Origin of the sequence: Paenibacillus sp. FSL R7-0273 (assembly GCF_000758625.1) — a bacterium.
Taxonomy (GTDB): domain Bacteria; phylum Bacillota; class Bacilli; order Paenibacillales; family Paenibacillaceae; genus Paenibacillus_AQ.
Window position 1 is genome coordinate 2,561,096 of the sequence record NZ_CP009283.1, and the last position, 19,468, is coordinate 2,580,563.

Consider the following 19,468-nt stretch of genomic DNA (forward strand, 5'->3'; position numbering starts at 1 on the left):
TTGTACAAAAATATAGAAGAAATAACCTTGAACACCTGGCCGGCAGAACAAAGTGTTCTGCTGGAGGGCTGGATTCTGCGGACAGCCTCCGGGTATACGAAGCGCTCCAATTCCGTCAATCCGTTATACGGACCGGAGGAGCCTGCCACGGGTCCCGGTGTGCAGCAGAAGATCACACTCGCCGAGCAGTATTATGACCGGGCCGGGCTCCAGACTGTGTTCAAAATCACCCCGTACACAAGCCCCGCCGGCCTGGATGATCTGCTTAGTGAGCGCGGCTACCGGCAAGACAGCCCGTCCTCAGTCCGCGTGCTAGAACTGGAGCAGCTGCCGCCGCTGCAGAGCAGGCACACTTTAGTAATCTATGAGCAGCTGAAGGAAGAGTGGACAGAAGCGTTCTCACAGCAGACAGGGCTATCTGGAGCGCGGCGGGATATTTTGTGCCGGATGCTTACTGCTTCTGCGCTGCAGCAAGGATACGCTCTGCTCTATAAAGACGGGAAGCCGGCAGCCTGCGGGCTTGGCGTGATTCAGCATGGGTACATCGGCCTGTATGATATTGTTACAGCTCCCGGATACCGCAGACAAGGACTGGCAGAGGAGCTGATTCTGGGTCTGCTGCACTGGGGACAGGCTCAAGGGGCGTCAGCGTCCTTTTTACAGGTGGTACTGGAGAATGCCGGCGCTTCTGCACTATATGACAAGCTGGGCTACAGGGAAATCTATCAATACTGGTATAGAATCAGAGATTGATATTTTACAGGGGAGGAAATAGCCATGTCGCAATATTGGAGTGGGCGGTTTGCCCGGGAGGGGATGATCTGGGGAAATGAGCCCAGCCCTTCGGCAGAGCAGGCAAGAGAAGTATTCCGTATGGCCGGCGTGGGCTCGGTGCTGGTGCCGGGAGCTGGCTACGGACGGAATACAAAGGTGTTTTCTGAAGGGTTCACCACCTACGGAATAGAATTAAGCAAGGAGGCGGTGGAGCTGGCGCAGCAATGGGACCCTAAGACGGTTTTTATTGCCGGATCTGCGCTGGAGCCGCAGCTGGATAGGCAGGTGGATGCAGTGTATTGCTATGATGTGCTTCACTTATTCCTTGAGGAGGAGCGCCAACGGCTGATTGAGGCGTGCCTGGCCCAGCTGCAGGCCGGCGGCCTGCTGTATTTCACCAGCTTTTCCGACGAGGACCCGAATAACGGCTGCGGCCACAGGCTTGAACCGGGAACCTATGAATATAAGGAAGGGAAGTACGCCCACTTTTTCAGCGACGGGGATTTGAGAAGCCATTTTTCCGAAACAGAGATTACGGAGAGCGGGTCATTCCTTGAGCGGCTGCACAGCAGCACCGGCGGAACCCATGAATACATATTGAGGTACATTATCGCACGCAAAAGAGACTAACTTCCATAGACGTCAATAGGCCCTCCTTTTATAAAAAGAAGGGCCTTAAGTATAGTTGTCTCTGTGCTGTAAAAGAAGCATCCGGCCCTCTGCTGCTATCTCAGTTCGCAATCGGCAAAGAGGATATGCCGCGGAATACGGAAGAAGCTTTCGGCTTTTTCCTGCAGGGCAAGGGTTGGAAGATGGCAGTGATGCAGCCATTTGCGGAAGGTGCCCGGATGGACGCCGATCCAGATGCTGACATCTGTTACTGAAAAGTCATACACCATGCACAGCCCTGTCAGAATGGTATTGTTCTGCGGAGAGTGGGCAAGCGTTCTTTTCATGAAACGTGAAGGGGTAGGCTGGCATACAATCGGACTTTGCCGCAGAAGCGCCTCGTTGAACAGAATATGGGACGGATAACCCAGCAGACGGCATACCTTGTCCAGATTATTTCTGGACGGAATCCGGCCCTCGTACACCCAGGCGCTTACACTGCGCGAGGAGACGGAGAGCTCTTCCGCAAGCTTGGACAGCTTCATGTCCTTAGCCATCAGGATAGCCAGCAGTACCCGGTTGCGGATCTGGCTGCGCTTGGGTCTGCGGAACCGTTTTACACGTACGCCCTGTCCTAGATATTTGCGGTTGATCAGAGACCAGGCCTGAATTTTGTGGGGTTCTTGTTGATTCTTAGGCATACTTCCTCCGAATTTTTAACGTTATACTACAATACTTTCTTTTGCGCTGCAATGGTTAATGCTGTAATTGCTGACATGGGGGTTAAGTTTCTTTCAGAAGTGTTGCCGTTATGATATATTTTTAGTAACCAAAATACAAAACTGTCTGCAGGGAGCGAATCAGATGATCAAACATATCGTATTTTTCAAATTGAAGGACCGTTCACCGGAAAGTGTCGCCACTACAGTCGGAGTACTCCGCAACATGGAGGGAAAGATTCCGCAGCTGCTTTCGATTGAGGTCGGTGCCGATGTCATCCACTCCGAGCGTTCCTTTGATATCGCACTTGTCACCACGGTTGCCTCACTTGATGATCTGCAGGCCTACCAGGTTCACCCTGCCCACAAAGAAGTTATTGCCCACATCAATGAGGTCAAAGAGCTATCTATTGCGGTAGACTACGAAATCTGAGAACTGCCGGACACGGCGGGTTCCCCATTAAATACCGGGAGCGGTGATGTACATGCGTGAGCTTGAGTATCCGATGGAAGCATTAACCTATCTGATCGTTTTTCTGGCTGCCTGTTTCATTATGCTGTTCTGGCTGAAGCGCCGCGGGAGGCGCGGCAAGTAAGTATAGCACATTATCGTTCTTCCATACCACCTGACTACTTGGAGGGTTCAGCTGTGTACTATGTTAACCGGAAGCAAATTGAGAATATACTGGATCAGATTCCCGCAATCGGGGCCGGTCTGCACAGTGCTGCGGATTCCTGGGACGGAGGCATCATTAACGGACTGGTCCAGGAGCGGTGCCTGCATCTGGCGATCGAGGTAGTGACGGATGTCGGAAGCTGCCTGATTGACGGCTTTATTATGCGGGATGCTGGAAGCTATGAGGATATCATTTCGATTATCAACGACGAAAAAGTGCTCGGGGACAGCGGCATCTATGATACCCTTATCGGGCTTGTGGCGCTCCGTAAGCCGCTCGTGCAGGATTATTATAACTGGGACCGGAGCAGGCTTCATCCGCTTGCGGCGGTGCTGCCGGATACTTTGGACCGTTTTGCCCTGGAAGTGCGCAGGTATCTGGATCAGGAGCTGGGGGCTGAAATCCCGGTCTGACCGGAGCTGCAGGAGAAGAATACGCGGACGAGAAGCCGTTAGGAGAGGAGGTGCCTGAGCATGAAAAAAGGGCAGGAGAGCGGATCGACAAGACGCAATATTATGACGCTGCTCAAAATGAAGGGGCCGCTGACGATCGGCGCGCTGGCGGAGGAGCTGGGAATTACCGAGATGGGCGTCCGGCGGCATGTGCTGCAGCTTGAGCAGGAGTCGCTGGCCAAAACCAAGGTTGTCCGCCAGGCGATGGGCAGGCCCCTCCACGTATACTCGCTGACTGAGCGTGCGGAGGAGCATTTTCCCAAAACCTATCACAATCTGGCGCTTGAGCTGCTGCGGGAGCTGGATCATACCAGCGGGACTGAGACGGTCAACCTGTTGTTTGAGGGAAGGCGCAGGCGGATGCTCGCCCAGTATATGCCGATGATGGAGAACCGCAGTCTGGAGGAGCGGGTGGCGGAGCTGTCATCCATCCAGAATTCGGGCGGATATATGGCGGAGTGGAGCAAGGAGGACGATGGCACTTTTGTCATGCAGGAATTCAATTGTCCTATCCGGCAGGTAGCTTCCCAGTACCGCAAGGCCTGCCAATGTGAGCAGAGTCTGTTCGAGGAGCTGCTGGGGGCAAAGGTGGTGCGCAGCGAATGTATGGCCGAAGGTGGTCATTCCTGCCGGTATGCCATAACTCCGGTTCCTCCGGCTAAGCGGGACAAATCATTAGAAAAGTCTTTCTGAAGCAGTCACAGGACGAACTCTCTATGCTTATGATATAGCAGAACTAGGCGAACGCCCGGGGATGACGGGCAGAGGCACTTTGAATCCAGAGGAGAGATTGACGATGAAAAAGGATACCAAAAGCTTGCTGTGGGGAATTCTGGCCGGCAGTGTAGTCGGATCTGTAACGGCGCTGCTGTTCGCCCCGAAACCGGGAAAAGAGCTGCGCCAGGATATTGTGGACGGTACAAACGGAGCCGTTGATAAAGTGCAGGAAATTGCAGCTACAGCCACCGAAAAGAGCACAGAGCTGTACGGCAAAGCCAAGGACGCTGTGGAAGCAGTCGTCAGCGAAGTAAAGGAATGGAGCAAGCAGGTTACCCAGGTTGACGCGGAGGCAGAGATTGCCGTGGTTAGCGGAATCGCTGCTGAGGAAGCTGCTGTAAGTCTGGATGAAGCAGAAACGGCCGAGATCATTGCGGCAGCTGCCGAGGATGCGCAGGATGTGGCGGACGCCGGCAATGAACAAGCTGAAGATAGCGCTGAAGCTGTTCTGCAGGATGCTGCTAAAGAAGATAAGGACGGTACAATTTAAGTCAGAGAAACTATTGATATAGCAGGCTTACAGCCGCCTTCCGCTTACCCGCGGGGGGCGGTATTTTTAATCCTTCCTTGAACTGGAGCCGCAAAAATAGTATTATCTGCAATTGGGGCTCAATGTCAGGTACACTTGTGTCTGACCTTACATAAGCTACACAAAACAAGTAAAAAAGGAAGCGGTGTGTTCGTGCAGCAGGCTATAGCTATACTAGACTCAGGTGTGGGGGGGCTTACGGTTGTCAAAGAGGTCATGAGACAGCTTCCCAGGGAAAAAATCATTTATTTTGGTGATACCGCCCGTGCCCCTTACGGACCCCGTTCGACCGAAGAAGTGAAATGGTTCACTGAACAGATTGTAGACTATTTAATTCAATTTAATCCTAAAATGATAGTGATTGCCTGCAATACCGCTACAGCGGCAGCACTCGATTATATCTCGGCCAAGGTGTCCATACCGGTAATTGGTGTGATTCATCCGGGAGCCCGTGCGGCAATCAGCGCTACCAAAACCGGCCGGGTCGGCGTAATTGGAACCGTCGGCACGATAAAAAGCGGGGCTTATACTGCTGCGCTTAAGGAGCTGTCCCCCTTCGTAGAGGTAGTCAGCCAGGCTTGTCCGGCGCTGGTGCCTTTTGTGGAGCAGGGTATGTTCCGTTCAGAGGAAAGCCACATTGCGGTTGCCGAATCGCTGAACGGGATCAAATACGAGCCTATCGACACTATGATTCTCGGCTGCACTCATTATCCTTTTTTGATAGAGCCGATTGGTAAAGTGATGGGACCCGGAGTTAAGCTGATCAGCTCGGCCGATGAGACTGCGCGGGAGATCAGTACCATCCTGTATGACAAAGGCCAGCTCGCCCGGGGTGATGAAAGCCCGATCCACCAGTTCTTTTGCAGCGGAGATGCCGAGATGTTCCAGCGGATCGCCCGTGACTGGCTTGGCGAGCAGCTCAAACGTACGCCTGTGGTCTGGCAGGTATCCTCACTGTAAGCCACAAGAGACCGATGGCCGTTCAGGCGGTTGGAATGGGGACAAACCCATTGGCAGGGAGTAACAGAAACCGGGAGAAGTTCCCGGTTTTTTTGATTTTTAGGGCTCAATAATGTTCGGTTACCCGAGTGCTGGGAACTTTGGGATCAGGAAAGGAGGTAGTTGGAGTATAGGGAGAGGATAGAGGATAGAGGATGGGAGAGATGATAGGGATGCGAGGGAAATGAGAGGATGTGAATTAAGAGGCAAAAGTACCTTTGATTCCTACTGAAACGGGCAGATGAGCGAATTGAGAGGCAAAAATGCCTTTGATTCCGGCAAAAGTGGGCGGATGTGCGAAATGAAGGGCAAAAATGCCTTTGATTCCGGCAAAAGTGGGTAGATGTCCGAAATGAAGGGCAAAAATGCCTTTGATCTCGGCAAAAGTGGGTAGATGTGTGAAATGAAGGGTAAAAGTGCCTTTGATTTCGGCAAAAGTGGACGAATGTGCGAAATGAGAGGCAAAAGTGCCTTTGATTCCGGCAAAAGTGGGCAGATGTGCGAAATGAAGGGCAAAAATGCCTTTGATTTCGGCCAAAGTGGGCGAATGTGCGAAATGAGAGGCAAAAATGCCTTTGATTTCGGCCAAAGTGGGCGAATGTGCGAAATGAGAGGCAAAAGCTCCACAGCCCCCTAAAGAAGTTGGAGTCCTCCCCCACAAAAATGTAGACTAGATACAGGAGGAGGATGAACGGTATGGGACACTTAACAGGAACAAGAGAGAAGGCCGCGCAAGAGGTGTTGTCTGGCATTAAGGCAGCGGTGGTTGCCCGAAAGTATGGAGTGACCCCATCGACGGTGAATCAGTGGGTGAGAGATTACCGGGAAGCCCATGGGGAACAAGATCATCCGTATCCCCAAGATCAGGTGGAGGAACTGAAACGCCTGCTGGATGTCGAGCAGAAATACGAGAAGGCTGTGAAGATCCTCGGTGAAAAGGAGCTAGAGATTGAGATTTTGCGTGAACTGCTAAAAAAGCCAACCCCTGCTTATCCGAAAAAATCGAGGTAGCCGATATGTTCATTAAGCAGGGGAATAAAGCAGCGTTGGTACTACGTCTCGTGGGGCTAGCAGAGTCTACGTATTACGACCGTAAGAAACGCAAGTCACAGGATGCCCAGGCCGTACCTCAGGGGCGCGGAAGACCCGTACCCGGCTATTCCCTGACCGAGTCTGGAGAGAAGATTAGCGACGGGCAGATCCAGGAAATGCTTCTGGAACTGGTCGCTGGAGAAGAGCACGTGTACGGGTACAAGCTCCTGGCCAAGTGCTTATGGAACCAGCACAGCCTTAAGCTCAATCACAAGAAAAGCTACCGGCTGTGTCAGGCGCTGGAGATCCTGCAGCCCCAGCGTCACAAGCGCTTTAAGCATCCCCGGAAGCTGCCGGAGAACCGGGTTATTACCGGAGCGGGTCAGCTCTGGCAGATGGACATTAAGTACGGGTACGTGGCGGGCCGGGACCGGCATTTCTTCGTCCTGAGCATTATCGATGTGTTTACCCGTGTCATCGTCGGCTACCACCGCGGATCGTCGTGTGAGGCCAAGCACGCCTGCCAGACGCTGGGACGCGCCATGGAGCAGCACTGCGCCCAGGACAGTGCACGCCCGGTGATCCGCACCGACAACGGCCCACAGTTCGTCAGCCACCTGTTTGGTGACATGTGTGAAAGCTGGGAAATGACTCATGAACGCATTCCGCCTCGAACACCGGATTTAAATGCTTTTATTGAATCGTTCCACAGTAATATTGATCGGGATTTGTTCCGTAAAGAGGCATTCGAAACGTTCGACGAGGCCTATGAAGCCGTGGACCGGTACATGGATTTCTACAACAACCGGAGAATGCACACCAGCCTTCGCAACATGCCACCGGTTGAATTTTCAGAGTGGGTCATGGGCCTAGAAGACCGGTCCGCCTTCTTCTGGCCGAGGAAAAAAGCGAAATAAAGAGCATAGCTACGACAAGTACCGGTTTTATACTGAGGACTCCGGGATAAGGGGGTCTCACCGAAAGTGCCTTTGATTTCGCAAAAGTAGCCGAATGTGCGAAATGAAGGGCAAAAATGCCTTTGGTTCCGGCAAGAGTGGGCAGATGTGCGAAATGAAGGGCAAAAAACGAAAATGCCTTTGAATCTGGCTGAAACGGGCAGATGTGCGGAATGAGAGGCAAAAATACCTTTGATTCCGGCTGAAGTGGGCAGATGTGCGAAATGAAGGGCAAAAATGCCTTTGATCTCGGCAAAAGTGGGTAGATGTGCAAAATGAGAGGCAAAAGTACCTTTGATTTCGGCCATGCCGTTTGACCAGCCCTCGCCAGGCTCACTCGAACTTCCGAACCAACGTCCCGTCAAGCAAAATCCATTCCAGCTATCTGGAGCAAAGCCTTTCCGAACCAGCCCATGCCAGTTACCCAATCAACTGCCAGCGCAGAAAGGAGTTACTGGACAATCTCTGCCACCAGATTATTCGAGCTACTCGATCAGAGCGATACGAGCTACTAAGCCAACGTCACACTGAACAGACCGATATTAGTTAACTAACCAACACTCCGCTTAACGGACTGATACGAGCCAGCCAACCCGCCATCACGGAACAGCCACGATTTGAGCTAACTATAACCCGACTTCACGCTTAACGGACTAATACGGATATCCGAACCCAGACCCATTAGGGATGCCAGTACCATGCCGGTTGAAAAGACCAAGTTTAGCTAAAAAACGAAGCGGGTTAATTGCGACAAAATGTGCTTTACGCCGCAACTATAGCCTCAGTGTGAATTGTCCTTTCGACATTTGCCACATAACTAGCCTGTTTCCAGCATAGCGACACCCCACCCGTTACACCGAACTGTCGTACTGGACTGTCACTCGGAACTGCCACACTGAACTATCTCAATACACAACTGTAGCTACTACTTAGCTGACCATAAATCATCGCATGCCCCGTGCCTCAATCCTTTACTTTCCAAGCATGCGTCACTCCCCCACCCGCCAATAATAGCTTTGCTCAAAACCAACGCCCGATCGTATCACCACCCCATAAGTGTATGCGGTTACATTTTTTATTGCGGTCAGGCTATCCGGGGCGCTTTTCGTTCATGCCGGGTGATGGACACTGCATAGAATAAGATGAGGCTGTGTGTCCCTTAGACTTGCAGGGATGACGGCAACCAGAGAGTCTGGGAGGATGAGGCATATGCAGCAATATATAGCCCGTAAGGGAGATACGATCAGCCGGATAGCGGCAAGATATGGACTTACACCGGAGCATGTTATTCAGGGGAATCCGTGGGCCGGGAGGCAGCCCTACCTGTATCCGGGGCAGACCCTGTACTTACCCTCTGCCCCGCGTAAACGTTATTCTGTCCAGGACGGGGACACTGCGGGATCCATCGCTGCCTTGTTTGGAGCGGATATAGCCGAGCTTGAGCTGCTGAATCCGGGGGTTACCGGTGGCCGGGGCTGTGTCCCCGGCAAGGTGCTGGTCATTCCCGGTTCTGCCCCAGGCAGCATAGTTACTGTAGATGGAGAATACGGACCGCTGGATATAGAAGAGGATACAAGACTGCTGGCACAAAAGTATCCTTGTATCACCGCCAGCAGCATTGGAACAAGTGTGCTAGGCAAGCCTCTGCATTTGCTGCGGATCGGAAGCGGTCCCCGCAATCTGCACGTAAATGCTGCACTGCATGCCAATGAATGGCTGACTGCTCCTTGTTTGATGACTTTTATAGAGCAGTATGCGGAAGCGTACGCAACCGGCCGTGACTGGAACGGGCATGATCCCGCGCAGTGGTACCGGGACTGGACGATTTGGGCCGTGCCGCTGGCTAACCCGGATGGTGTCGAGCTGGTGCAGGAGGGGGCGCTGCCGGATCATCCCCATTACGCGGAGCTGATGAAATGGAACTGCGGCCGCCGCAGCTTCCGGCACTGGAAGGCCAACATCCGCGGGGTGGACCTCGGCGACCAGTTCCCCGCGCATTGGGAAGAGGAGCGCGAACGCCGGCAGATTCCCGGGCCGGCTCCGCGTGACTACAGCGGCCCGGCACCGCTATGCGAGCCGGAGGCCGCCGCGCTTGCTTCGCTGGCGGAGCAGTATCCAGGCGATGCAGCCGTTTCCCTGCACAGCCAGGGAGCAGAAATCTACTGGAACTACCGGGGATATGAGCCGCAGGGAAGCAGAGAGCTGGCAGCAAGGCTGGCGGCGGCAAGCGGCTATAGGGCAGTAGAGCTTACCGGAAGCGATGCCGGGTACAAGGACTGGTTCATCCAGCGGTTCCGCAAGCCGGGCTTTACCGTAGAGCTGGGAATAGGCAAAAATCCGCTTCCGCTGGCGGATTATGAAGACGCTGCACTGGAGACCGGAATAATAATTGCGGAAATCCTCTCGAATTTGCATAAAAATTGAAACAATAGCTGCAAATTTGCGTAATATAACAGCAAAGGGTACGGCCGCAAATCTAATTACAATTGCTTCGCGGCCGTGTCCTTTTTTAAAGGGAGGAATGAAATCTATGAAACTAAGAAAACTGCTGTCACTGAAACAGTGGTCTCATATATTTGGCAACACCTGGAGGTATGTTAGCTCGCCTGCAGTCACAATGGGGGACAAGCTGCTTTTTACGATTCCGGTGCTGCTGTACTGGGTTTTGCCGGATGTGATGCCCTTTATGCCGATTGATGATATCGGGGTAACGATGCTGCTGATGGGCTGGTTTGTTACACGTATGGACCGCAAATATCCTTCCTTAAGGGGCGGAAGATGAAAGTTTAAAGAATTTTGACGTTATTTTCACCGCATAGCCGTTCTCTTTTGACCGGGAAGGTTGCTTTTACAGACTGCTTTCCTTAAAATGAATTATTGAGGTTTTAAAGTAGATGTAGAGGAGATGGATGAGGATGAACGTCAAAATTACCCGCAATGCGGCTAAAGTGATAAAAAAAACCATGGAGCTTGAAGGCAACAGCGAGCTTAAGCTGCGCGTAGCAATTACGCATGCCCACGGCGACCACGCCCACTATGGTCTTGATTTGGACACGCCAAAGGAAAATGACATCGTAGTTTCCACCGACAAAGACATCGATGTTATACTTGACCCGAACCAGCCGCTGCTGGACGGTGTGAAGATCGATTACTTGTATCTGCCGGAAGAAGGCTTTGTCATTACTAATCCGTCCAAAGGCAATCACGGCGACCACTAAACCGCTGCTGTAAATAAGGACAAGAAGAAGGGTTGCTCCATGGCTAACGAAATACAAATTTGTGATCAGTGCAATCACACCAGAATGAAGACGATTATGCCCAAGCTGCGCAAGATGGCGCCGGACGCCGAGATCAAAGTCGGCTGCAAGTCCTATTGCGGACCTTGCGGCAAACGGGCCTTTATTTATATTAATGGACGTTATGTAAGTGCTCCTACCGAGGATGAGGTGCTGGCGAAGGCGGAAGCTTTTGTAAAGAAGCCGGCGGCTGTTAAGGAATGAATTCAGATAATGGGCTGCCGGATAGTCCGGTGTTCCCAGACAGAAGTCCCTGCTATCCGGTGGGGGCTTCTTTGTTATTTACAGGAACTCCTATGATTTGGGAGCAGGCTGCGGTACGTGTTATAATGGACAGGTTGTGGAATGGATTTTACATAGGCGGCAGCCGCCAATAGTTGAGGAGGGAATGAAACGGTATGAAGCATCTGACAGACAGCACGGTTCTGAATAACGGGGTTCATATGCCCTGGTTTGGTCTTGGTACGTTCAAAGCAGAGGGAGCCGAGGTGGCTAATGCGGTAACAACCGCACTTGAGCTGGGATACCGGAGCATCGATACTGCAGCAGTATACGGCAATGAGGAAGAGGTAGGACAATCGATTGCAGCAAGCGGAGTAGCGCGGGACAGCCTGTTTGTGACCACTAAAGTATGGAACTCCGATCAGGGCTATGACACTACGCTGAAGGCTTTTGACACCAGCTGCCGGAAGCTTGGTCTTGATATGATCGACCTGTATCTGATACATTGGCCGGGTAAGGATAAGTATAAGGACACCTGGCGTGCACTTGAACGCCTCTATGAAGAAGGCCGGGTACGGGCCATCGGAGTGAGCAATTTCCAGATTCATCATCTGGAGGAGCTGCGCAATGACAGCGGTATCGTGCCTGCCGTTAACCAGGTGGAGCTGCATCCGCGCTTTATCCAGAAGGAGCTGCATGATTACTGTGTTCAAAATCAGATTCAGATCGAGGCCTGGGCCCCGCTGATGAAGGGCAGACTGCAGGATAATGAGCTGCTGCTGGATATCGCCGGAAAGCACGGCAAGACGGTGTCCCAGGTGATTTTGCGCTGGGGCCTGCAGAACCGGATTGTTATCATTCCTAAGTCGGTTACTCCGTCACGGATCAGGGAGAACAGCGAAATCTTTGATTTCGAGCTGACGGCTGAAGAGGTTAGTGCAATCAGCGCGCTGGATGCCGGAGAGCGGATCGGTACTGACCCGGATAAGCTGATGTTCTAGTCTAGGTTAGGTTTATGATACAACTGCCATTACGCATTAAAAAGAGCCTTAGACCCGGACAGCGAAGCTGCGGTGGTCTAAGGCTCTTGAGCGGTCCCTTATTGCGGATTGCGCGGCGGGAGCGGCCCCAGGTACTGATAATACTGGCATTCAATCCGGCCGTTATACAGCTTGCGGCGTTTGTCCGCTTTGCGGCCGTAGTATTGCTCAAATTCCTTGTAAGGGCTGATCGCGAAGAAGGACCAGTTCGGCAGATACAGCATCATTTCGCCAAACTGGCGGGTCAGCTTCTCTACTTCCTTGTCATTACTGATGCGCTCCCCGTAAGGGGGGTTCGTAATAATGCAGCCATAATCGCCTTCCGGACGGGCTTTGGCGGCTGCCATATGCTTGAAGGTGATCTCGCCGGCCAGGCCTGCACTCTTGGCAGCGGCCTCGGCAATTTCAATTGCCGCCGGATCAATATCGGTGCCGGTCAGCTGCAGCGGATAATCGTCGCGCACAGCATCAAAGGCCTCATCGCGGGCTTCCTCCCACAGGCGCTTCGGAATTTCCGGCCAGTGCTCGGACGGGAAGGAACGCCGCAGTCCGGGAGCAATGTTCCAGGCGATCATTGCCGCTTCAATCAGGATGGTACCGGAGCCGCAGCACGGATCGTAGAGCGGACGGTGGCCGTTCCAGCGGCTGAGCTGGATTAGAGCAGCAGCCATCGTTTCCTTCAGCGGCGCTTCAGTTGCCTGGCGGCGGTAGCCGCGCTTGTGCAGCGCAGGACCCGTGGTATCCAGTGTGATCAGGGCGATATCATTAAGCAGAATAACTTCAACCACATAGCGGGGACCGTTCTCAGGGAACCACTCAGTGTGGTAAGACTGCTTCAGCTTCTCGACAATCGCTTTCTTGACAATCCCCTGGCAGGCAGGTACGCTGGTAAGCTGGGATTTGTGTGAACGTCCCTCTACCGGGAACTCCCCGTTCTCGGGAATCCAGTCCTCCCAGTTAATCGCCTTAACACCTTCGAACAGCTCGTCGAAGGTCCGGGCAGGGAACTGGCCCATTTTGATCAGGACCCGGTCAGAGGTACGCAGCCATAAATTACAGCGGCAGATATCGATAAGATCCCCGCTGAACAACACCCGGCCGTTTTCGGTTGTGGTCTCATAACCCAATTCATTTAATTCGCGTGCTACTACAGCCTCCAGCCCCATGGGGGCGGTGGCGATCAGTTGTAATTTACCCAAATGCGCTCAACTCCGTTTAGCTTGTAGATGGTTGCACCCAGCCAGTACAATAAGAAAAGCAGATAAGTAAAGAGGTACCCCGTACCGTCTTTATCCCATACATGCATACGCTTAGTAAAGCTTGGCCTAGCCAATCCTTTTAAGTATAGGGGAATGAGCGGGACTTCACAACATGATAAGGAGAATACATATGCTCAATCAGGAAGAATACAGTGAAATGTTGTACTCGGAAGACGAATTATTGCTGGAGGTAAAACAAGCGATTCTCGCCCACGGCATGCCGGAGGTGTCCGTCGCTCCGGGATACGGGCGGCTGCTGTCGATGTTGGTCAGGCTGTCCCGCTCCACTCGCGTCCTGGAGATCGGCGCACTTGGCGGTTACAGCGGTATCTGCTTATGCCGCGGCTTTGCCTCCGGCGGAATGCTGACCTCACTTGAGCTGAAGGCGGAATACGCAAAGCTTGCGCAGAGCTATTTAGCCAAGGCCGGCTTCGGTGAGGCTGTGGAGTACAGAATCGGCCCTGCGCTGGACAGCCTGAAGGAGCTGGAAGCAGAGGGCCGGACCTTTGATTTCTTTTTTATCGATGCGGATAAGCTGAACTATCCGGACTATCTGGACTATGCAATCCGGCTGGCGTCGCCCGGGGCGATTATCGCCGGAGATAATATTTTTCTGCGCGGCCGCACGCTGAATCCGGAACGTAACGGGCCTGCTATCCAGGCGGTGCGGAGCTTCAATGAAAGGATCGCCAGTGATGAACGGCTGATCAGCACCCTTTTGCCGGCGTACGACGGACTGGCTCTGGCGATGGTGAAGTAGGCATCCCGGGCCGTATTAGCGGTATAACTGGTGCCGGGTCGGCTTGTACAGCTTGAAGCGTACCCAGACCGTATTAAGCAGCAGGAAGCCTCCGGAGATGATGAACAAGCCTTCGATTCCGATATAACCCGACAAAAACCCGCCGATTACCGCACCAAGCATATTCCCCAGGGCCAGCGTGCTGCTGTTGAAGCCGAAGGCCCTGCTTTCTTTCCCGTCAGGAGTGTAGGAGCGGATCAGCGCATTCACACTCGGCAGCAGTCCTCCCATGAACACACCCATCAGGAAGCGGACCACAATCAGCTGCCACACACTGGTTACAAAAGCCTGCGGAATCAGGAACAGCGCCGCACCGATCAGCGCAAACGTCAGTATGCGGTGGGCACCGACCTTATCGCTCAGCTTACCCAGCAGCGGTGAGGCGAGCATGTTGGAAATACCGGTCACCGCGCTGACCATTCCCGCCCAGAAGGCGATATTGACAGCTGAGCCGTGCAGCTTCTCTACATAGATCGGCAGCAGCGACATCGGGCTGATCATTGCGAACTGCAGCAGAAAGGTCACGCCGAACAGTGCAGGCAGCTGCGGCACCTTGGCCAGCTCCTTGAATCCCTCCATGACTGACACCTGAGGGACCTTCGCCGCCTCTTCGCGGCTGAATTTTTCTTTTACCAGGAATAAAGCGAGCAGTGAAGCTACGAACAGCAATGCACCCACGACATAAAAAATCGGGCGGAACCCGATCGCGTCAGCCAGTGCGCCCCCGATCAGCGGACCCAGTATTGTGCCGGCCACCGAACCGGACTGCATCAGCCCCATGGCAAAGCCCATACGGTGCTTAGGGGTTGTGCCGGATACAAGGGCGATGGATGCCGGATTAAAGCCCGAGATTGTCCCGTTAAGGAGCCGAAGGAGCAGCAGCTGCATCGGGGTCTGGGCGAAGCCCATAAGCACGATAACGATGGCCATACCGAAGCTGGAGCGCAGGAGCATGATTTTGCGGCCGTATTTATCGGCGAGCTTGCCCCACAGCGGTTGAAATACAAATGAGGTCAGAAAATTTGCGGCAAAAATAAGTCCGGCCCAGAGCCCGATCGCCCGATCGCCCACGACACCCAAATCTTTGGCGAGATAAAGCGACAGGAAAGGGGTAATCATAGTCATACCGGCGTTTACGAGAAACTGGCCAAACCAAAGCACCATGAGGTTGATTTTCCAGGTCTCCCAATTCTTCAAAGTGCTTCACTTCCTTTCAACGTATAATTTGCGAAAAAATTCACGAAAAATTGACATTCTTTCAGTATATCATAAATATTTCGCTATCCGGTGCAACACTTGTCATAGTAATGTCATTGGATTGTCATTCCGAGCAGGTGAGAACGCTTGTTACCATCTTTTAAAAGGGGCATAATAAATAGTATGCGTGTGCAACTATCCTATCAAATCTAATCTAATGGAGATCTTATCATGACCTACAATGACACTTTTATCCGCGCCTGCAGACGGCAGGAGACGGACCATGTTCCCGTATGGTACATGCGGCAGGCCGGCCGTTATGATCCCGAGTACCGTAAAATCAAGGAGAAATATTCGCTGCTCGAAATCTGCAGCCAGCCGGAGCTTGCGGCTGAAGTAACCTTGATGCCTGTGCGCAAGCTGGGTGTGGATGCGGCCATCCTGTATTCTGACATTATGAACCCGGTCGCTTCACTCGGGGTGAAATTCGACATCGTGAAGAATATCGGCCCGGTCATCGAGAATCCGATTGCGACCGCTGCCGATGTGAACCGCCTGAAGCCAATTGATGTGGAAGGCGATCTGGGCCATATCCTGGAAACCATCGCCATCCTGGACAAGGAGCTGGATGTACCGCTGATTACCTTTGCCGGTGCTCCGTTCACGATTGCCAGCTATCTGATTGAAGGCAGGCCTTCCAAGAGCTATCACCGCACCAAAGAAATGATGTTCAGCCAGCCGCGCGTCTGGGAGCAGCTGATGGATAAGCTGGGTGATATGGTTATCGCTTATCTGCGTGCCCATGTTAAGAGCGGCGGGAAGGCCTTCCAGCTGTTTGACAGCTGGGTCGGGGCACTGGCTCCGCGTGACTTCGAGCGCTATGTGCTGCCAACGATTTCCCGTATTTTTACCGAATTATCGGATCTTGATGTACCGAAAATTTATTTTCCCGGCGTAAGCTCCGGGGAGCTTTTGCCGAGCCTTAAGGGCCTGAAGACGGATGTAATCGGACTGGACTGGCGGGTAAGCCTTACAGAAGGCAGACGAAGAACCGGAGGAGGCTTTGCCGTTCAGGGCAACCTCGATCCTTATCTGCTGACTGCACCGATGGACCTGCTCAAGGAGCGTGCCAAGGATCTGATTGACGAAGGCATACAGCAGCCGGGGTATATTTTTAACCTAGGACACGGCTTATTTCCCGAGGCTTCGCTGGATACATTAAGAGAGCTGACGGAATTTATCCATGATTATTCGAAGCAGGCGATGAAGCAGGCGGCTAAGCCGCAAATCTAATACAAGGAGCTGGAATCCATGACTGCAAAAATTGGTGTACTTGTGATGTCGTACGGCACTCCTGAAAGCCTGGACCAGGTGGAGGCTTATTACACCCATATCCGGCGCGGGCATGCCCCTTCTGCTGAACAGCTCAAGGAGCTTAAGGACCGCTATGAAGCTATTGTCGGAGGCGTGTTTCCGCTTAGGGAAAATACCGACCGGCAGGTTGAGGCGCTGCAGGAGGCCTTGAACAAATCCGGCGGGGACACAGAATATGTGTGCTATCAGGGACTGAAGCATGCCAAGCCTTTTATCGAGGATGGCGTGGAGGCAATGGTGCGTGACGGGATCAAGCATGCCGTAGGAGTTGTACTGGCTCCGCATTATTCGGTTATGAGCGTGGGGACCTACATTAAACGGGCCAAGGAAAAAGCGGAGGCCAGCGGAATTACCATGAATTTCGTGGAAAGCTATCACCTGCATCCTGAACTGGTCGATGTGCTCAGCCGCCGGGTGTCGGCAAAGCTGGACCAGTTCGAAGAGACCGGAGCGGCACGCGGGGATGTGCGGGTGCTGTTCAGCGCCCACAGTCTGCCTGAGCGGATTCTTGCAATGGGTGATCCTTACGTCGAACAGCTGCTTGCAACCTCGCAGGCAATCGCCGACCGGACTGGGGTCAGCAACTGGCAGTTCACTTGGCAGAGCGCAGGCAGAACCGCCGAGCCGTGGCTCGGTCCGGACATCCTTGATACCATGCGCGAGCTTGCCAAAAGCGAAGTGAAATATGTCCTGTCGGCACCAATCGGGTTCGTATCCGACCATCTGGAGGTACTGTACGATTTGGACATCGAAGCCCAGGCACTGGCCTCTGAGCTGGATATGCGTCTTATGCGCATTGAGTCGCTGAACAGTGATCCGGCATACATGTCTGTTCTCAGTGATGTGGTCCGTGTCAAAGCAGGTGAGCTTCAGGTGAACCAGCCATGAATGCTGTTCACCGCAAAATAGTGATTATCGGCGGAGGCCTTAGCGGCCTCAGCGCCGCTTTTTATGTGCGTAAGTATTACCGGGAGGCGGGCGTAGAGCCTGATATTGTGCTTCTGGAGAAGGCCGATGTCCTTGGAGGGAAGATCGAGACCCTGCAGCGTGAAGGCTTTGTCATCGAGAAGGGCCCGGATTCGTTTTTGGCTCGCAAAACAGCAATGGTGGAGCTTGCAAAGGAGCTGGGGCTTGAGCACGAGCTGGTGAGCACCAACCCTAACGCCAAGAAGACGTACATACTGCAAAAGGGCAAGCTGCATCCGATGCCGGCAGGACTAGTGCTTGGTATTCCGACCGAGCTGAAGCCGTTCCTGCAGAGCGGGCTGGTCTCCTTCAGCGGTAAAATGCGGGCAATGCTTGATTTCGTGCTCCCTCCGCGCCGGAGCAAGGAGGATGAGTCGCTGGGCGAGCTGATCGAGCGCCGCCTAGGGACAGAGGTGCTGGAGAATATGACCGAGCCGCTGCTGGCGGGCATTTATGCCGGAGATATGCGCAAGATCAGCCTTCAGGCGACCTTTCCGCAATTCGGGGAGGTGGAGCGCAAGTACGGAAGTCTAATCCGGGGCATGACCACTGGCCGCAAGCCGGTGGAGACCCATACCGGGACCAAGAAAAGCGCCTTCCTTACCTTCCGCAGGGGACTGCAGAGCCTTGTGCAGGCGCTGATACAGCAGCTGCATGATGTTGAGCAGCGGACAGGGGCGGCAGCGGCAGCGATTCAAGAGAGCCAAGTGCCGGGCGCCCCGCGGTACGAAGTGCAGCTTGAGAACGGTGAGGTTTTGCAGGCGGATGATATATACGTGACAGTGCAGGATTTTGCCGCAGCCGGGCTGCTCCGCCCGCATGTGGATGTGACGCCGCTTGAGGACGTGAACTATGTATCTGTGGCCAATGTGGTGGTGGCCTTTGCCAAAAAGGACATCGTTACGGAATATGACGGCTCCGGCTTCCTCGTTCCCCGGAAGGAGGGCCGTAATATAACCGCCTGCACCTGGACCTCAACCAAGTGGCTGCATACCAGCCCTGACGATAAGGTGCTGCTGCGCTGCTATGTCGGCCGTTCCGGGGATGAGCAGAATGTGGAGCTGCCGGATGCGGCGCTTACAGAGCTGGTGCTGAAGGATTTGCGTGAGATCATGGGCATTACCGCCAAACCGCTGTTTACGGAAATAACCCGTCTCCGCCGCTCCATGCCGCAATATCCGGTCGGTCATCCGGCCAGAATTGCCGGCTTCCGCAAGGAGCTGGCAGAGAAGCTGCCAGGCGTCTACGCATTCGGCGCGGGCTATGACGCAATCGGCATGCCGGACTGCATCAGACAGGCCAATGACATTGCCGGCGCTGCGGCTGCCGGCCTTGAGAAACTGCCGGAGCTTGAAGCGGCAGTCAGATAAGAAGGAACGGTGAAGCCCAGCTTCACCGTTTTTTATTTTGGTGCGGGTGGGCGGCGCGGTTGGATAGGACGGTGGGGAGCGAGCTCGGATAACAGCAAAGTCCCGTTGTTTCCCCTCAATCGCCTCGGCCGAGCTCAAATAACGGTAAAAGTCCGTTGTTATCGCCCAATCGCCTCGCCCGAGCTCAAATAACGGTAAAAGTCCCGTTGTTTTCACCCAATCGCCCTGAACGAACTCAAATAACAGTAAAAGTCCCGTTGTTATCGCTCAATCGCCTCGGCCGAGCTCAAATAACGGTAAAAATCCCGTTGTTATCGCCCAATTGTCCCTTACGAACCCATTGTCCAGTAGGTTGTTTTACTAGATGAGCACCAGCATATGTATGGTTTGGAGGCCAGCCTGCAAGATATGCTATAATAGA

The 19,468-nt window shown here is 53.5% G+C and carries 22 protein-coding genes; 18 read left to right on the forward strand and 4 right to left on the reverse strand.

The features are described 5' to 3' along the window. A complete protein-coding gene (locus R70723_RS10780; RefSeq protein ID WP_039871935.1) occupies positions 1–753 on the forward strand; it encodes a GNAT family N-acetyltransferase in 753 nt (250 codons plus the stop codon). A 24-nt stretch (positions 754–777) separates the two neighbouring features. Further along, entirely contained in the window at positions 778–1,404 is a 627-nt protein-coding gene (locus R70723_RS10785) for a class I SAM-dependent methyltransferase (protein WP_039871937.1), read from the forward strand. Positions 1,405–1,499: 95 nt separating this feature from the next. On the opposite strand, the gene R70723_RS10790 is transcribed toward R70723_RS10785, so the two are convergent. Next, complete coding sequence (locus R70723_RS10790) at positions 1,500–2,084, reverse strand: helix-turn-helix domain-containing protein (RefSeq protein WP_039871941.1); 585 nt, start codon at positions 2,082–2,084, stop codon at positions 1,500–1,502. A gap of 163 nt (positions 2,085–2,247) precedes the next feature. Here R70723_RS10790 and R70723_RS10795 point away from each other — a divergent pair, with 163 nt between their 5' ends. The 5 genes from R70723_RS10795 to racE all read left to right on the forward strand — a co-directional run bounded on the left by R70723_RS10795 (position 2,248) and on the right by racE (position 5,497). Continuing rightward, positions 2,248–2,535: a Dabb family protein gene (locus R70723_RS10795; protein WP_039871943.1), complete on the forward strand. Its 288-nt coding sequence runs from the start codon at positions 2,248–2,250 to the stop codon at positions 2,533–2,535. Between the two features lie 216 nt (positions 2,536–2,751). Beyond that, positions 2,752–3,192: a DUF86 domain-containing protein gene (locus R70723_RS10800; protein WP_039871946.1), complete on the forward strand. Its 441-nt coding sequence runs from the start codon at positions 2,752–2,754 to the stop codon at positions 3,190–3,192. Between the two features lie 60 nt (positions 3,193–3,252). Beyond that, positions 3,253–3,924: a helix-turn-helix transcriptional regulator gene (locus R70723_RS10805; protein ID WP_039871949.1), complete on the forward strand. Its 672-nt coding sequence runs from the start codon at positions 3,253–3,255 to the stop codon at positions 3,922–3,924. Positions 3,925–4,027: 103 nt separating this feature from the next. Further along, positions 4,028–4,498, forward strand: coding sequence for a YtxH domain-containing protein (locus R70723_RS32015; RefSeq protein WP_052421267.1), 471 nt, complete (start codon positions 4,028–4,030; stop codon positions 4,496–4,498). Positions 4,499–4,690: 192 nt separating this feature from the next. After that, positions 4,691–5,497 carry a glutamate racemase gene (racE, locus tag R70723_RS10815; protein ID WP_039871951.1) on the forward strand — a complete coding sequence of 269 codons (807 nt, stop codon included), beginning with the start codon at positions 4,691–4,693 and terminating at the stop codon, positions 5,495–5,497. Positions 5,498–5,735: 238 nt separating this feature from the next. On the opposite strand, the gene R70723_RS10820 is transcribed toward racE, so the two are convergent. Continuing rightward, complete coding sequence (locus R70723_RS10820) at positions 5,736–6,125, reverse strand: hypothetical protein (RefSeq protein ID WP_039871953.1); 390 nt, start codon at positions 6,123–6,125, stop codon at positions 5,736–5,738. A 107-nt stretch (positions 6,126–6,232) separates the two neighbouring features. On the opposite strand from R70723_RS10820, the gene R70723_RS10825 reads away from it, so the two are divergent. The 7 genes from R70723_RS10825 to R70723_RS10855 all read left to right on the forward strand — a co-directional run bounded on the left by R70723_RS10825 (position 6,233) and on the right by R70723_RS10855 (position 12,043). Then, positions 6,233–6,547 (forward strand): helix-turn-helix domain-containing protein, encoded by a 315-nt coding sequence (locus R70723_RS10825; RefSeq protein ID WP_052421141.1) that lies wholly within the window; start codon positions 6,233–6,235, stop codon positions 6,545–6,547. A gap of 5 nt (positions 6,548–6,552) precedes the next feature. After that, a complete protein-coding gene (locus R70723_RS10830; RefSeq protein WP_052421140.1) occupies positions 6,553–7,485 on the forward strand; it encodes an IS3 family transposase in 933 nt (310 codons plus the stop codon). A gap of 1,248 nt (positions 7,486–8,733) precedes the next feature. Further along, complete coding sequence (locus R70723_RS10835; protein ID WP_039871956.1) at positions 8,734–9,948, forward strand: M14 family metallopeptidase; 1,215 nt, start codon at positions 8,734–8,736, stop codon at positions 9,946–9,948. 106 nt (positions 9,949–10,054) lie between these two features. After that, positions 10,055–10,306, forward strand: a complete 252-nt coding sequence (locus R70723_RS10840) for a hypothetical protein (protein ID WP_039871958.1) — start codon at positions 10,055–10,057, stop codon at positions 10,304–10,306. Positions 10,307–10,439: 133 nt separating this feature from the next. After that, positions 10,440–10,742, forward strand: coding sequence for a HesB/IscA family protein (locus R70723_RS10845; RefSeq protein WP_039871960.1), 303 nt, complete (start codon positions 10,440–10,442; stop codon positions 10,740–10,742). A 39-nt stretch (positions 10,743–10,781) separates the two neighbouring features. Further along, on the forward strand, positions 10,782–11,024 hold the full coding sequence (locus R70723_RS10850) for a YuzB family protein (RefSeq protein ID WP_039871963.1): 243 nt from the start codon (positions 10,782–10,784) through the stop codon (positions 11,022–11,024). A gap of 194 nt (positions 11,025–11,218) precedes the next feature. Beyond that, the gene (locus R70723_RS10855) at positions 11,219–12,043 is read left to right on the forward strand and encodes an aldo/keto reductase (protein ID WP_039871966.1); all 825 of its coding nucleotides are present in this window, start codon (positions 11,219–11,221) and stop codon (positions 12,041–12,043) included. 98 nt (positions 12,044–12,141) lie between these two features. Here R70723_RS10855 and R70723_RS10860 read toward each other — a convergent pair whose 3' ends face one another. Then, the gene (locus tag R70723_RS10860; protein ID WP_039871969.1) at positions 12,142–13,281 is read right to left on the reverse strand and encodes a THUMP domain-containing class I SAM-dependent RNA methyltransferase; all 1,140 of its coding nucleotides are present in this window, start codon (positions 13,279–13,281) and stop codon (positions 12,142–12,144) included. A gap of 190 nt (positions 13,282–13,471) precedes the next feature. Here R70723_RS10860 and R70723_RS10865 point away from each other — a divergent pair, with 190 nt between their 5' ends. Beyond that, positions 13,472–14,101 (forward strand): O-methyltransferase, encoded by a 630-nt coding sequence (locus R70723_RS10865; protein WP_039871972.1) that lies wholly within the window; start codon positions 13,472–13,474, stop codon positions 14,099–14,101. A 15-nt stretch (positions 14,102–14,116) separates the two neighbouring features. Here R70723_RS10865 and R70723_RS10870 read toward each other — a convergent pair whose 3' ends face one another. Beyond that, on the reverse strand, positions 14,117–15,337 hold the full coding sequence (locus R70723_RS10870; protein ID WP_039871975.1) for an MFS transporter: 1,221 nt from the start codon (positions 15,335–15,337) through the stop codon (positions 14,117–14,119). 231 nt (positions 15,338–15,568) lie between these two features. On the opposite strand from R70723_RS10870, the gene hemE reads away from it, so the two are divergent. The 3 genes from hemE to hemG are packed head-to-tail and all read left to right on the forward strand — an operon-like array spanning position 15,569 to position 19,047. Further along, positions 15,569–16,630 (forward strand): uroporphyrinogen decarboxylase, encoded by a 1,062-nt coding sequence (gene hemE, locus R70723_RS10875; RefSeq protein ID WP_039871977.1) that lies wholly within the window; start codon positions 15,569–15,571, stop codon positions 16,628–16,630. 18 nt (positions 16,631–16,648) lie between these two features. Next, complete coding sequence (gene hemH, locus R70723_RS10880; protein ID WP_039871981.1) at positions 16,649–17,599, forward strand: ferrochelatase; 951 nt, start codon at positions 16,649–16,651, stop codon at positions 17,597–17,599. Then, the gene (hemG, locus tag R70723_RS10885) at positions 17,596–19,047 is read left to right on the forward strand and encodes a protoporphyrinogen oxidase (protein ID WP_039871983.1); all 1,452 of its coding nucleotides are present in this window, start codon (positions 17,596–17,598) and stop codon (positions 19,045–19,047) included. The genes hemH and hemG overlap by 4 nt, the downstream gene beginning before the upstream one ends. The last annotated feature ends 421 nt before the right edge of the window (positions 19,048–19,468 follow it).